Consider the following 14,284-nt stretch of genomic DNA (forward strand, 5'->3'; position numbering starts at 1 on the left):
GGCGCCGCCGCGCAGCATCGCCGCGCCGACTCCCGGCGAGCCCAACACAGCCTTCGTGATGCCGGTGACCCGGATGCCTGTCGAGGCAAGCCGGTCAACCAGGGTCCGCGTGTTCTGCTCGATCTTGTCGAGATCGATCTCGACGCGGAGCGTCACACGGAGGTGTTCGTGTCGGCCACCGCCGCGAGCGCGGGGAAGGCCGTCAGCACCATGTCGACCAGATCCGACAACGGCCGGGTCAGAGGGTCGGTGACAGGGAGACCGAGCTGCGAATGATGCTCGGAGATAGCGTTGTTCAGCTCGTCGTCGGTCATCTCTTCGTGGTTGATCGTGACCCCGATGACGCGCGTGTCGGCGAACGCCTCGATCAGTGCGATCTCGCTGGCCGCGGTCGGCATCGGCATCATCGGAAAGTCGCCCAGCACTTTGCGTTTCGGCGCGTGCTGCACGATCACGCCGGCCGGTTGGCTGCCACGCAGGATGTGAGCCGACGTAATGTAAGCGGGGTGGCTGAGCGCGCCCTGGCCCTCGACCACGATCACGTCAGGATCCTCGCCCTCGAACGCCGCGACGACCTGGTGCTCGACCTCGCCTGAGCAGAACTGGGGGACCAGGGCATCCAGCGCGACGCCGTACTTCCCGCCCTGAATCAAAGTGGTCTGACCGGTGCCGACCATGACCGCGTTGACCCCGCGCGCTTTCAGCGCCTGGACCAGCAACGTGGCGGTGGTGCGTTTCCCGATCGCCCCGTCGGTGCCCAGGACCGCGATTCTGGGACATGTGACGTCGAAGATCCGGCCGGAAAATAGGTGCAGGTCGCGTTTGGCCTTCGGCCGGCGTACGTCGGTGATCGTGACGCCGGCGATCACGGCTGCCGCAACGAACTCGGCGTCGTCGTTGAGGAATTCGTGCAGCCCGTTGATGATGTGCATCCCGTGGGCGATGCCCTCGAGCAGCACGGCCCGCTGCTCGTCCGACAGCAGGCCGTCGGCCGGCGCCAGCCCACAAATCAGGTAGTCAGGGACGCGGCCGGCGTGCGAGATGGATTCGGCGAGCGATGCCAGCACCGGGATGCCATTTGCGGTGCCGTCGAGGAACTTCCCGGCATCGACTCCGGCTCGCAGGCTGTCGATGACGCTGAGGATCTGGTACCTCTCCGAGTGCCGGACCAGGCCGTTGGCCGTCTTACCGTCCTGTTCGCCGAACTGGCCCTCGCAGTAGACGATCGCGGTGGAACCGACGGGCACCGCAAAGGGAGTTGCCGGAAGGGTCCACTCACTCACTGTGGACGCGTCGAGAGAAGGGGTATCGCTGGCGAGCGAAGTCATGAGGTCCTCTGAGAAGTCTCAGAGAAGGCGACGGGATCGTGGCGGGGCGGTGAGCCCAACGTTCAGCAAGTGATCTGCCCTGAGGGCCGGCAAGATTACCGGCGTGTTAACTCTACCCGATCTGTACTGACGGTCCTGCTTCCGCCCAACCCCGAGCTGTTACGACAGCCGTGCGTCTCTCATCTTCTTGCCGAGCTCCAATGCTTCGGCGAATCGGGTCGGACCTTGGGTAGCGCCTATCAGCGTGCCGATCTTTTCGGTGTCGACGGTCTGACCGCCTGCTCCCCAACTGCCCTCGGGGATTTCGACAAACACGACGTGGAGTCGCATCAGATACGACGGCGCGATGCGGATGCCTCCCTCCTGCAGCACACTGCCGTCGTCGCCGATCACATCGACGAACGCTTGTGCCACATCACGCTGCATCTGGTCACGTCGTGGCTGACTGAAATACGACGCGGCGACGAACGCTTCCACCGTCCAGAACACCTTTTCCGGGTGCTCCGACAACGCCACTCCGCCCGGAAAGCAGTTCTCGACATCGAGTTCGTTGAAGAACATCCCGGTTTTGGCCGTTCCGCTTTCCGTGACCGGGTCGACCTCCTGGCGGATCAACGCGTGCACGAGTTTGGGTGCGAGTGCAACCTTCTGCTCGGCGGACAGCGCCCCTTTGGGGCAGTTGACGCGAATGAATGGCATGTCTTGTCCTTTCGTGTGGACGGCGGTCAGTGCGTGCCGATCGCCGAAACAGGTTGCAGATAAGGGAATTGCGAGCCGAAGAGGGCAGGATCGGGCGCTATGCGGGTACCCAGCGGCGAATTGGTCAGCAGTGTGAGCATGCAGTCCATCACGTTGTCGCCGAGTGCGCGCCCGTTGAATCCGGTGTAGTCGAAGGATGCCGCGCTGCCGATGAGGTAGGGCAGCGTCAACGATTCGATCAACGACGCCACACGACTGCCGTAGACGTCCGAATCGGGCGCGGTGCCAGCGGCTTTGGCATAGCTGCTGACGGTCGTCGCCGCGTCGGCCAGGAACGGGGCGGCGTCGTCGGATGGACTGCTGCGGTTGAACCGTTCGCGCGACTCGGCGTCGGGCAGGTAGATATGCGTGAACAGGGGGAGCCCCCAGCGCGCGACTTGCTGTTCGGGCGCATGACCGAATAGCGACACCGTGGACCACGAGTGAACCTGAACGCCGTTGCCGATCAACGAGTTCGGCACCTCGAGCACGATGGCGGCGACGGATCGGTCGTGAAAGAAATTCACGTGGTGATCGAAGGCCTCCGGCTCGTACCTGCCGTCGGCGAACGCCGCCTTGAACTTCTCCAGCGCGGCCGCGTCGCCGGCGAAGGCGTCACGAACCACACCGGCGAACGCTCGCACACCGGAGCCGTCATCGAAGGTTTTGTTAAGACTCGTTGCGGCGATGACATCACCGGCGAGGCCGTGAGGTGTTGTGTCGCTGCGCAACACGTCAAACCGCTGCGAATCCGGGTCGTCGGTGAAGCGGACCTTGAACGTCACGTCTTCTCGGCCATCGTCGTCCGTATCGAATCGGAATGCGTAGATGGCCTCATCCCGAAAGGGCGCAGCTGTTTGCGCTGTCGCGGCCGGATTGACCGTCATCGCCATCACCGTGGTGCTGGGGCTACCGGCGAACAGATACATGTCGCACAGGTTCAAACGAGGATCCTGGCGGGCGGTCGGGGTGTCGAAATGATGCGACAACGGCTCTGCCTTCCTGTTCAATCCGGCACCGTCGGCAGCCCGAACAGCTGTGACCGGACATCGATCACACCTTGGACGGGTGAATCTGGCTGGAGGGGGTGACAGGCCACATTATTAGCAGCAGCCTGGGCGACATGAGTAGCGAATTCGAATCCATCTCGACCGGCGTCGCCGCACACATCGGACGCTATGCCGATGCCGTGCGAATACCAGCGGGCATGGAGGTGATCCATACGTCTGGCACGCCAGGGTTACGTGCCGACGGGACGCTGCCCGAGGACTTCAGCGAGGAGGTCGCACAGGCGTGGCGCAACGTTGAGGAGGCACTGAGCCGGGCCGGCGCCACGCTGGCCGACATCGCCAGCGTCCGGAGTGGCTGATCAGCGCCGACGACCTGCCGGCCTACGCCGCGGTCCGTTCCAAGGTGATCACGCACAAGCCGGTGTTCATGCTGGCTATCATTCCGGCGTTGGTCTGGCCCAACATTCGCGTTGAGATCGAAGTCACAGCGATCCGTCGACCGGCTACCTGAGCTCAGCTGCCGCGGGGCTCAGCGTCCGCCGTGGATCGCGCCGACCGCGAAGTCGGCAGCCTGGTCCGTCATCCCGTTCGTTTTGTAGGCGCTGTGGGCGGCCCGGCTGAATCCCTGGCCCGACGAGCACACCGGGTCTTGGGGTGCGCACAGATCGATCGTCTTATGGGTGTAGAGCGGCCCGATGTTGATCGGCGGGGCGTTGCGATCGACCAGGTTGAGGAATCCGTTGGACGGCTTGCCGAACAGCGCGACCGCGGCAACGTGCGAGGCGGCGTTGGGTGGCAGCGGACCCGCAATGCCTTCCGGCAGGGCGTATCCGGGTGGAACGCTGTCGGCGGTGATGTAGGCCGCGATCGCCGCGCCCTGCGAGTAACCCCCGAGAACGATCTTGCTGTTGGGGCACGTGTTGACGGTGTCGAGGACTCTATTGGCGGCATCGGCAATGCCGTCTGCAGCTTGCGAGAAGTTCAGCGAAGCAGGGTAATTGACCGGATACACGTCGACCGAATTGCCGCCCAGACGGGATGTGAGCGCGTCAGAGAATTGTTGTCCGACTGCGCCGGGACCAGGTGGCTCCATGGTGCCGCGGGCGAAAATGACCTCGACGTCTGCGCACTGTCCATCCGCGGCGGCCTTGCTGATCGCCGGGGTCGCTACAGCCGCGGTAAAGAACACCGTGAGGACCGCTGCCCACTGCAGGACTCTGGTCGTCGACTGCGCGCACCATGACAGGGGCGATATGCCATAGCGGGTTGTGTCGTGCACGGTGTTGCCTTTCGTCGAACGAGGATGCTTTTTGGAGCGTATGCGCGGTAAGACTCTCGCGCAGTGCGGGCGTCGGCGTCGGTGCCGTGGGTCATTTTGATATCCCATACTGGCGGTGGTCAAACTCAGACCGTTACAACGCCGGTACGGACGGTCTTCATTCCGTACTGGACGGCCGGAAAGGAAACTGCAGGTGACCGGCGGCACCACAAACCAAACAACATGCAACGAAACAGCAGCTGAAGCGTTGTTTTTCCCGATCGATGCGGGGTTCTGCGGCGACGATTAGGTTTTCGCTTCGATTCGCAATACGCTTGCGCGCGGTTTGTTCTCGACTCAGGAAAGCGGCCATGCCCACTCAGCCCGTGCTGGTGCGCCCACGACGTGTACGCAGCGCCCAGCGATTCGCTTCCCGCGTTACATGTCCAACGGTCGGCCAGTGCTTCGACGTCGAAGTCAGCCGTGACGCAGACGGCTGGACGATCCGGATCCCCGAGATCGACAGGGTCACCCACGCCAGCCGCCTTGCGGCGGTGGAATTGGCGGCGCGGGAATGCATCGCAGTCTGGACCGGCATCCCGATCGGTTATGTCGCCGTGCACGTCAAGAGCGAGATCGGCTGACGCCGGCCTTCATTATTGGCCGAGGTGTATCTCGAGCGTGACCTCACCGCGACGGTGACCAAGAACGCTCATCAGCATGACGGTGTTTGCGGCAATCGCCGCTCTGACCATGGCAGCGTGCGTCGGCTACTACTTGGGTCGGCGCGCGGGCTCGGCGCCGTCAACCTGGAAGAAGCGCACGAGTCGGATCGCGTTGGGAAGGCGGACAGCCAACCTGCTCGTTTTGGTAGCCGCGCGCCGTGTCCGGCACAGGTTCCGGGCTGAGCCCGTGGTCGAGCTGTTCGGGCTGAGAATCCTTGCGCCACTTGATCTGCTGCGGAGTAGCGTTACGCGGATGCGCTCCTACCGAGGCGCGCCAGGTTGGTGAGGCAACGGTATGTCAACGCTTGAGGGCAAGATCGCGTTCGTGACCGGCGCATCGTCGGGTCTCGGTGCGCAGACCGCCCGGCTCTTATCACGCCAGGGCGCAACGGTTTTCGGCATAGGTCGAGACGATGGGCGGTTGTCCGAGGTTTTCGCCGATGTCGAACATGGTTCCTACGCGTCGGTGGACATTGCGTCGGCGCAGGCCTGTCGGGACGCGGTCGAGCAGTGCGTGCGTCAACTGGGCGGCTTGGACGTCTTGGTCAACATCGCTGGGCGACACCAGATGCGCCGGACGGAGTCGATGACCGACGACGACTGGGCACAAGATCTGGCGGTCAACCTCAACGGGCCGTTCCACCTGTGCAGGGCGGCACTGCCTTATCTGCTGCAGCGAGGCGGCAACATCGTCAATGTCAGCTCCATCGCCGGCGTCGAAGGCCAGGCCTATTCGGCCGGCTACTGCGCCGCCAAGCATGGCCTGATCGGGCTTACCCGCGCTCTGGCGGTGGAATACACGGCGGATCGTCTGCGAGTCAACGCCGTTTGCCCGGGCGGCATGCTGACGCCGCAAATCGAGCAGTTCACGGCGCCCGAGAACCCGAACTACGACCTGATCATGCGCACCGCCTCACCACGCGGCATGATGCAACCCCTCGACGTAGCGAACGTGATCGCATTCCTGGCCAGCGACGCCGCAGCCGCCATCCATGGCGCCGTGTACCGGGTCGACAACGGCAAGGGCGCCGGCTAGGTACAGCTAGGGGGTCATGAGCCGGTGAAGCGAGGCTCCCGCTGCTCGGCAGTGGCTGAGACCCCTTCGACGAAGTCCGCTGTGGCCGCGAGCCGGATCTGCTCGGCTTGCTCGTGAGCAGTCGCCGCGCGCACTCGATCCGCCAGGTCGCCACGCAACGTCTGACGGATGGACGCAACCGCGAGCGGGGCGCTGGAAGCGATCTCGGCGGCGAAGGCGTGCGCGGTCGATCGCACCGCGTCGTCGGTTGCCAGGCGGTCGGACAAGCCGATACGTGTCGCTTCCTCGCCGTCCACCACGCGGCCGGTGTACAGCATCTCCTGAGCGCACTGCATCCCGACCACCGCCGGCAACGTAACGGTGATCCCGAATCCCTGGTGCAGCCCAAGGCGGCTGAAGTTTGCGATGAAACGCGTGGACGGCCCGGCGACGCGGAAGTCGGCCACCAGCGCCAAACCGAGGCCCCCGCCGACCGCCGCACCTTGCACGGCGGCGACGATCGGTGTGCGGGCAGCGAATAGTCGCACGGCCTCGTCGTAGAGCGAACCCGTGGAGCCTGCGACCGATGGTTGGCTTCCGCTGAGGGCGCCCGGCAGATCTGCGCCCGCGCAGAAATGCCGGCCAGACGAGCACAGCACGATCGCCCGCGCGTCCGCGTCAACATCGAGACGCTCGAAGGTGTCGGCCAGCCCGGCGATGAGTCCGGCGTCGAAGTGGTTACGCGTGCCGCGTTCGAACTCGACTGTGGCGACGTGGTCGGCGGATACCTCGACCTGGATCTGATGGCTCATGGCTTTCGCACAGCCACTGTCAGGCGGCTCGCGCCGACCAGCTGAAGCTCTGCATGTCGGGAATTCGAGACGTGAGTAGCGAGGCCACGTCGCGGCCGATCTGATCGGCGGTAGTCAGCGACGTCTCGGAATCCAGGAATCCTTCGACTTCGACACGCAGGGTTCGCCCCGTCCATCGCGCGCGGGCGTGTGCATGCTGGACCCCGGGCACTTCGATGGCGGCGGTCTCGGCGGTGGTGATGATTTCCGGGTCTACGCCGTCGAGCAGGCGATGGGCGATGTCCGCGGTTACCTCCCAGCCGACATGACAGATGAACCCGGTCACGATGATTCCCGCGATCGCGTCACCCCATGCCCAGCCAAGAGCCACCCCGGTCAGCCCGAGCATGGCGCCGGCCGAGGACAGCGCATCGAGCCACGAGTGCTTGGCATCGGCCACCATGGTTGCTGAGCGGATCCGCCGGCCAACCGTCAGTTTGTATCTCGCCACCAATTGGTTGCCGGCGATTCCCACCGCGGCGGCGGCGATTCCCCAGCCAACGTGTCCCGTGCTGCCGTGGCGCAACAGCTTCTCGATGCTTTCGAACCCGGCGACCAAGGCACTACCCCAAATCACCAGCGCCACACCGATTCCGGCGAGATCCTCGGCGCGCTCGAAACCATAGGGGTAACGCTCGGTGGGGAGTCGGCGCGACGCCCGGAACCCGACGAATACCAGGACGCTGGTCGATACATCGGACAAGTTGTGCAACGCGTCACCCAGCAGTGCGACCGATCCCGACACCAACGCGATGACCAGTTCGACCATTCCGGTTAACGCCAACCCCAGGGCGCTGATCGCAATCGCGCGGTTAGCCTGTCGGCGTTCGTCCGCATCGTCGGTGGTGATGTCGAGTGGAAAACTTACCGCCGGGTCGCGGGCTCCGTTGATCTGATGCATACGGGTAAGAATGCCTGCCGCCGGCGGTATCGCAAAGCCTGGACGGCATCAGCCCTTGACCTGAAGCAAGGTTGAGGTTTTAGCCTCATCGCATGACAGATAGCGTGATCTCATCGGGCAATGGCTGGTCCGAAGAATTGAGTTCGATCGGTGCGCTCCGATTCGCCCGCCGCTCAGCGCATTTCGAGGACACCGTCCGCTTCTACCGCGACCTGGTCGGCTTGCCGCTGCGCGCCACGTTCGGCGACAGTTATGGCAGCACCGGAGCGATATTCGGCTTACCCGGCTCGGCGCTGACCTTCGAGATCGTCGAGGCCACCGAACCGGTTGCGATCGATAGTCACGAACAGCTGTGCTTGTATTTCCCCGATGCCGCGGCTCAGCAACGAGCGACTTCTCGCCTGGTGGCGGCTGGTGTCAAACCCGTTGACTCGCATCCATATTGGGCAGCGTCCGGATCGGTCACCTATAGCGATCCGGACGGTCGTGAGGTGGTATTCGCGCCGTTTATCTTCGGCGTCAACGAACCGGCAGAAGGGGGCGCGTCCGGCGAGCACTGGGCCGCGCCGTAAACAGGCGGAAGGCCACCGGGGTCGGGTCCACCGGTGGCCGTCCTCTGTGCTGGCCTGTTCGCAGCTACTTCTTGAAGGCGTCCTTCACGTGCTCGGCCGCGTCCTTGACGCTGGACTTCGCCTGGTCGAGCTTGCCTTCGGTGCGAGTCTGGTCGTCGCCGGTGGCCTTGCCAAGACCTTCTTTCGCCTTACCTGCGATGTCATCGATCTTGTTGCTCACCTTGTCGTGGGCTCCCATGCGCTTCAGCTCCTTTGCTTTCAACACTGCTGCTTCGCGTCGGGAGGACTACCCGGCCCGAAAGCCGGTCAAACCAGGTGTGCGAGATTGGCACGATGCGAGTCGCGATTCTCGACGATTATCAGAACGTCGCGTTGCGCATGGCTGACTGGTCTGAGGTGGCGGCCAAAGCTGAAATCACCGTCTTCAACGATCACCTCGCCGATGTCGATGCCGTCGTTGAGCGACTGGCGCCGTTCGACGTGGTGTGCGTCATGCGTGAGCGCACACCGTTGCCGCGTAGCGTCATCGACCGCTTGCCGCGGCTGAAGATGATCGCGTCGACCGGGCCGTTCAACGCTTCGATCGACGTCGCAGCCGCCAAGGAGCGTGGCATCTACGTCAGCACCACCGGCGGCTACGTCGAGTCGACGATCGAGCTCACCTGGGCGCTGATCCTGGCCACCGCCCGCAGGATTGTGGACGAGTCCGCTTCGGTGCGCGCCGACGGCTGGCAGGTGTCGGTCGGCCGGCAGTTGGGCGGCGCCGTGCTGGGCGTACTGGGGTTGGGGCGGATCGGCAGCCGGGTGGCGCAGGTCGGCAAGACGTTCGGGATGGACATCATCGCGTGGAGCACCAACCTGACACCGGAGGCCGCCGAACAAGCCGGGGCGACCTATGTGTCCAAAGACGAGTTGCTCAGCCGCGCCGACGTCCTAACCATCCATCTGGTGCTCAGCGAGCGCTCTCGCGGCCTGATCGGCAGCGCCGAACTGGCGCTGATGAAGCCGACGGCGTTGCTAATCAACACATCTCGTGGCCCGATCGTCGACGAGTCTGCCCTCGTCGAAGCTCTGCGATCGCAGCGCCTCGCCGGCGCCGGCCTCGACGTCTTCGACACCGAGCCGCTACCCGCCGGGCACCCGCTGCGGTCGCTGGAAACCGTGGTGGCCACCCCGCACATCGGATACGTCGCCGAGCAGGTCTACCGGGTCTTCTACGGGGAGGCCGCGGCCAAGATCGCCCGATGGCTGAGCCAGGGCAGCAGCGGCTGAATTCGACGCACGACGACGGGCCCACCATGCATCAACGAGGCCCAGTAGCGCTGACACCGCCACGGCGAGCGCCCAGCCCAGCAAGATGTCGACGACGAAGTGCTCCGCGGAGTACACCAGCACGAAGGCCATTGCCAGCGGGTAAGCCACCAGCAACGGGCGCCACCCGCGCCTGACCCGCCGCCACAGGAAGATCGAAATCATCGCGGTCAATGCGGCGTGCAGCGAGGGAATCGCCGCGACCAGGTTCACGCTGACCTGCCCCGAGTTGACCAGCGCGGTGGCCGACTGCATGTGCAGCGTTCCCCACCCGCGGGTGGAGATCCGCTCCACGAACTGGTTGGCGCCGGGCTGGCTCATGTGCATCGCGCCCAGCAGTCCGCCGTCGGTGACGCCTGCTGGGAATCGGAACATGCAGGGTGGGTTGGCCGGGCCACCGGCGATGTCGGCCGGGGTGCAACGCGCAGCCGCCCACGGCGGAGCCGCCGGCAGCACCACGTACACGGCGACAGCGGCGAACGACAGCACAACGAAACGGCGGACGAAAGCCGCCCAGTCGGTCCGGCTGTACAGCCAGAGCACTCCGGCGACCACATACGGCAGGATGAAAAACGACATGTAGATGCTGCTGATGATCACTTCCCACCACGGTGGGAGCGGCATTTTGATGCGTTCCTGCAGCCATACCGTCGGGACGGTGCCGAAAAACAACCAGCGGTCTGCGTCGGGCTGGAATCGCCAGAGCGTGGGGGCCCCGAGCGCGTCGGCCGCACCGCGGCTGAGGTCGTAGAGCACCAGCACGAGCGCGAACGGCAGCCAGTCGCGCACCACCGCGAACACCTTGTGCCCGCGGCCGATGCTGGCGGCGACGAGCCCGGTGGCGATGTAGAGCAACAGCAGTTCGCGGTTGAACGCGACCCCGTCCGTCACCGTTCGGTAGGTCACCGCCAGAGCCCAGGTGGTGACGGCTGCCCGCCGCGCCCAGGCGAGCCAACGATCGCGGTGGGCCGGATCGGATTCGCCGGGGGACACGGCTTGCTGGGCTGGTATGGAGGAGGACCGGTGTGGGCGGCGCCCGCCGGGCCCCACCTGTGGGTCACGCTTGAACAGCCGGACCCGGCCATCGGTTGTTACTGACACCAGTCCAACCTTATCCTTTTCCGGTTGTTTTCCATCCGTTCATTCTTATGGTGAAGTAATATTAAACCAGACAATCGGCCAAAAACGCTGCAGGCGAACGGTTTTAACGGAGGTTTAGCGCTAGGTCGCGTGTCGCTATGCCGTGGGGGTGGATTCGGGTTTACCCGTCAAGGTGCATCAGGGCCAGAACACTCCACTGTCGTTGCACCTTGCGCTCTTCCGCGGTGGAGATCATGCCGGACGGTGCGAACATTCTCGACGGTACCGGGTCGTCTTCGGTCAGCGGAATGCCGCCACCGCGAATTATCTTGAATAGCGCGGTAATTGCAGCCAACAGCACGATCAGGACGACGGCCGCGAAGAGGACTGACAGCGTGCCCTGGATGAACGTGTTTCTGATGACGTCGGCCAGCTGATCGGCGGTCTTCGCAGACCCGAACGCCGTCTTACCCGATGCTTTGGCAGCGACGTACTGGAAATGCTGCGTCCAGTAGCCCACGTTGGGGTCGGCGGAGAAGATCTTCTGCCACGACGCGGTCAGCGTGACCGTCAGATCCCACAAAAGGGGGATCCCCGGGATCCACGCCCACTTCACACAACCCTTCTTGACGACCACCACGGTGACCACGGTCAGCGCGATCGCGGCCAGCAATTGGTTGGCAATGCCGAACAGCGGGAACAGCGTGTTGATACCGCCCAGGGGGTCGGTCACGCCCATCAACAGAATGCTGCCCCACGCGGCCGCCACCGCCAGGCTGCAGATCCATACGCCCGGGCGCCAGCCGGGGTTGCGCAGTTTGGCCAGCGGGCCGCCCAGGTTGCCGAGTGCGTCGGAAAGCATGAAACGCGCGACCCTGGTGCCGGCGTCGACGGCGGTCAAAATGAATAATGCCTCGAACATGATCGCGAAGTGATACCAGAACGCTTTGAGGCCCGCGCCGCCCAAAACCCGTTGCAGCACTTCGGACATGCCGACCGCAAGAGTCGGTGCGCCGCCAGTGCGCGACACGATCGACTTTTCACCCACGCTGGCCGCGGCCTGATTGAGGTCGGCAGCAGTCACCGGCGGGCCTGACAGGCCAAGGTGATTCACGTAGTCCGCGGCGGTTGCGGCGCCGCCGCCGGTGCGAGCGACCGGCGCATTGAGGGTGAAATACAGATGCTGGTCCAGGATCGCGGCACTGATCAGTGCCATCACCGCCACGAATGATTCGGTGAGCATGCCGCCGTAACCGATCAGCCGCATCTGGCTTTCCTTCTCCAGCAGCTTCGGCGTCGTGCCCGACGAGATGAGTGCGTGAAAGCCCGATAGCGCGCCGCACGCGATGGTGATGAACAAAAACGGGAACAGCGACCCGGAGAACACCGGTCCATCACCACGCGTGGCGAAGCGTGAGATCGCGGGCGCCTGCATGACCGGATGCGCGATGCAAATCCCGATCGCCAGCAAGACGATGGCTCCCACCTTCATGAACGTGGACAGGTAATCGCGAGGCGCGAGTAGCAACCACACCGGCAGCACGGATGCCAGGAAACCGTAGCCGACGATCAACCACGACACGGTCACCGGGGATAAGTTCAACCACGTTGCACCCCAAGCTGTTTCGCCGACTAAGTGGCCGGATGCGACGGCGAGCATCAACAACACGAAGCCGATCACGGACACTTCGGCGACTTGACCGGGGCGTAGGAAACGCAGATAGCAGCCCATGAACACGGCGATCGGAATGGTCATCGCGATGGAGAACACGCCCCACGGGCTTTGGGCCAGTCCTCGCACCACCACCAGCGCGAGCACCGCGATGATGATGACCATGATGACGAAGGCCCCGACCAGAGCGGCGGCACCGCCGATGGCGCCGAGCTCGTCGCGGGCCATCTGACCGAGTGAGCGGCCGCGCCGGCGGGTGGAGATCCACAGCACCAGATAGTCCTGCACCGCGCCGGCGAACACCGCGCCGACCACGATCCAGATGCTGCACGGGAGATAACCCATCTGGGCGGCAAGCACCGGCCCGACGAGCGGTCCGGCTCCGGCGATGGCGGCGAAATGGTGGCCGAACAATACCCGTCGATCGGTGGGTACGTAGTCGGTGCCGTCATCGAAAACCTCTGCAGGCGTTGCGTGGTCGTCGCGAGGATGGACGATCTTCGTCTCGATCAGGCGCGCGTAGAACCGGTATCCGATGACGTATGTGCAGATCGCCGCGATGACGAACCACACCGCGTTGACCGTCTCGCCGCGAACGAAGGCGATGATCATCCAGGCCACGGCGCCGAGCACGGCGATCGCACCGAAAAAGATCTTGTGCGGCGTGCGGATCGGGGAGTGGTCGATGATGGCGACCGGGGGCAGGTCGGCGTCGGTGTGGATGTAGCTCAGGTGTTCGGTGTCGGGCGTCGGCTGCGGGGGTGCTGCCACGGCGCCTCCTGTCGGGTGCACACGCCGAATTGGGCCGCTGGCAGCTTAACCCTCGTACATTGCGCGCACGGTGTCGATGGTGTCGGCTTCGTCGGGCCCCTTGTCGTCGCGGTAGCGCAGCACCCGAGCGAAGCGCAGCGCCAAACCGCCGGGGTAACGCGAGGACCCCTGGATACCGTCGAACGCCACCTCCACGACTTGCTCCGGTCGCACCCGCACGACGTAGCCCTCGGTGCCGCCCACCGCCAATTCCTGAAACCGCGCGGTCTGCCATTCCAGCATCGCGTCGGTCATCCCCTTGAACGTCTTGCCCAACATCACGTAGCCGCCGCTGGCCGGGTCGAGGGCGCCCAGATGAATATTGGACAGCTTTCCGGTGCGGCGGCCCGATCCCCACTCGACAGCCAGCACCACCAGATCCAGGGTGTGGACCGGCTTGACCTTGAGCCAGCCCGCTCCGCGGCGCCCCGCCTCGTAGGGCGCGGTCAGTGACTTGGCCATCACGCCCTCGTGCCCCGCGGCAAGCGTTGTCTCCAGAAAGCTCGCGGCCGCACCGGGATCCGACGTGACCAGGCGATCGACCCGGTTGTCTGCGGGCGCGATGTCGTCGAGCGCCGCGGTGCGCTCACTGGTTGGCGCGTCGAGCAGGTCGACACCGTCGCGGTGCAGGATGTCGAAGAAGAAGACCGACAGCGGCTGGGCGATGCGGGCAGCCTCGACGTCGACCGACCGGCCGAAGCGTGACCCGGTGACCTGGAAGGGCTGCGGCCTGCCGTCCGGGCGTAACGCGATCGCCTCCCCGTCGGCGATCAACTCGCGGACCGGTAGCGCCAGCGTCGCCACCACCACCTCGGGCAACCGAGCTGTGACGTCGTCGAGGCTTCGGGTGTAGATGGTGACCTGATCGCCGGCCCGGTGGATCTGCACGCGAGCGCCGTCCAGCTTCGCCTCGAAAACAGCTGTGCCACCGAGCTTTTCCAACGCTTCGCCTACGCCGGACGCAGTCTGCGCCAGCATCGGGCCGACCGGCCGCCCGACCCGCAGCGTGAACT

At 64.7% G+C, this 14,284-nt stretch carries 14 protein-coding genes and 1 pseudogene; 5 read left to right on the forward strand and 10 right to left on the reverse strand.

Features of this window, described 5'->3' with window-relative positions:
- Positions 1–152 precede the first annotated feature (152 nt).
- The 3 genes from WAO18_RS19045 to WAO18_RS19055 form a co-directional block, all read right to left on the reverse strand.
- Positions 153–1,283, reverse strand: coding sequence for a DUF1611 domain-containing protein (locus tag WAO18_RS19045; protein ID WP_422207790.1), 1,131 nt, complete (start codon positions 1,281–1,283; stop codon positions 153–155).
- A gap of 204 nt (positions 1,284–1,487) precedes the next feature.
- Positions 1,488–2,027 (reverse strand): hypothetical protein, encoded by a 540-nt coding sequence (locus tag WAO18_RS19050; protein ID WP_422207791.1) that lies wholly within the window; start codon positions 2,025–2,027, stop codon positions 1,488–1,490.
- 26 nt (positions 2,028–2,053) lie between these two features.
- A complete protein-coding gene (locus WAO18_RS19055; protein ID WP_422207792.1) occupies positions 2,054–3,076 on the reverse strand; it encodes a DUF4331 family protein in 1,023 nt (340 codons plus the stop codon).
- Positions 3,077–3,189: 113 nt separating this feature from the next.
- On the opposite strand from WAO18_RS19055, the gene WAO18_RS19060 reads away from it, so the two are divergent.
- Positions 3,190–3,435 carry a RidA family protein gene (locus WAO18_RS19060; protein WP_422207793.1) on the forward strand — a complete coding sequence of 82 codons (246 nt, stop codon included), beginning with the start codon at positions 3,190–3,192 and terminating at the stop codon, positions 3,433–3,435.
- Between the two features lie 170 nt (positions 3,436–3,605).
- Here WAO18_RS19060 and WAO18_RS19065 read toward each other — a convergent pair whose 3' ends face one another.
- Positions 3,606–4,265 (reverse strand): cutinase family protein, encoded by a 660-nt coding sequence (locus WAO18_RS19065; protein WP_422207802.1) that lies wholly within the window; start codon positions 4,263–4,265, stop codon positions 3,606–3,608.
- 461 nt (positions 4,266–4,726) lie between these two features.
- Between WAO18_RS19065 and WAO18_RS19070 the strand changes: the two genes are divergently transcribed.
- Positions 4,727–4,978 carry a long chain fatty acid-CoA synthetase gene (locus tag WAO18_RS19070; protein ID WP_422207803.1) on the forward strand — a complete coding sequence of 84 codons (252 nt, stop codon included), beginning with the start codon at positions 4,727–4,729 and terminating at the stop codon, positions 4,976–4,978.
- Between the two features lie 376 nt (positions 4,979–5,354).
- Positions 5,355–6,095: an SDR family NAD(P)-dependent oxidoreductase gene (locus tag WAO18_RS19075; protein ID WP_422207794.1), complete on the forward strand. Its 741-nt coding sequence runs from the start codon at positions 5,355–5,357 to the stop codon at positions 6,093–6,095.
- Positions 6,096–6,109: 14 nt separating this feature from the next.
- Here the strand turns inward: WAO18_RS19075 and WAO18_RS19080 are convergent, their stop codons facing one another.
- Both WAO18_RS19080 and WAO18_RS19085 read right to left on the reverse strand, forming a co-directional pair.
- Positions 6,110–6,886 carry an enoyl-CoA hydratase/isomerase family protein gene (locus WAO18_RS19080; protein WP_422207795.1) on the reverse strand — a complete coding sequence of 259 codons (777 nt, stop codon included), beginning with the start codon at positions 6,884–6,886 and terminating at the stop codon, positions 6,110–6,112.
- Between the two features lie 19 nt (positions 6,887–6,905).
- Positions 6,906–7,826 (reverse strand): cation diffusion facilitator family transporter, encoded by a 921-nt coding sequence (locus tag WAO18_RS19085; protein WP_422207796.1) that lies wholly within the window; start codon positions 7,824–7,826, stop codon positions 6,906–6,908.
- Positions 7,827–7,918: 92 nt separating this feature from the next.
- Between WAO18_RS19085 and WAO18_RS19090 the strand changes: the two genes are divergently transcribed.
- Complete coding sequence (locus WAO18_RS19090; protein WP_422207797.1) at positions 7,919–8,398, forward strand: VOC family protein; 480 nt, start codon at positions 7,919–7,921, stop codon at positions 8,396–8,398.
- 64 nt (positions 8,399–8,462) lie between these two features.
- Here WAO18_RS19090 and WAO18_RS19095 read toward each other — a convergent pair whose 3' ends face one another.
- Positions 8,463–8,636, reverse strand: coding sequence for a CsbD family protein (locus tag WAO18_RS19095; RefSeq protein ID WP_422207798.1), 174 nt, complete (start codon positions 8,634–8,636; stop codon positions 8,463–8,465).
- A gap of 95 nt (positions 8,637–8,731) precedes the next feature.
- Here WAO18_RS19095 and WAO18_RS19100 point away from each other — a divergent pair, with 95 nt between their 5' ends.
- Complete coding sequence (locus WAO18_RS19100) at positions 8,732–9,670, forward strand: D-2-hydroxyacid dehydrogenase family protein (protein ID WP_422207799.1); 939 nt, start codon at positions 8,732–8,734, stop codon at positions 9,668–9,670.
- On the opposite strand, the pseudogene WAO18_RS19105 reads toward WAO18_RS19100, so the two are convergent.
- The 3 genes and pseudogenes from WAO18_RS19105 to WAO18_RS19115 form a co-directional block, all read right to left on the reverse strand.
- A pseudogene (locus tag WAO18_RS19105) lies at positions 9,635–10,702 on the reverse strand (phosphatase PAP2 family protein); the annotation flags it as partial. The gene WAO18_RS19100 and the pseudogene WAO18_RS19105 overlap by 36 nt on opposite strands.
- A gap of 268 nt (positions 10,703–10,970) precedes the next feature.
- A complete protein-coding gene (locus WAO18_RS19110) occupies positions 10,971–13,232 on the reverse strand; it encodes a carbon starvation CstA family protein (RefSeq protein ID WP_422207800.1) in 2,262 nt (753 codons plus the stop codon).
- 45 nt (positions 13,233–13,277) lie between these two features.
- Positions 13,278–14,284 (reverse strand): ATP-dependent DNA ligase (locus tag WAO18_RS19115; RefSeq protein WP_422207801.1); only part of this gene is annotated, 1,007 nt, incomplete at its 5' end.

Origin of the sequence: Mycobacterium sp., assembly GCF_049278535.1 — a bacterium.
GTDB lineage: Bacteria > Actinomycetota > Actinomycetes > Mycobacteriales > Mycobacteriaceae > Mycobacterium.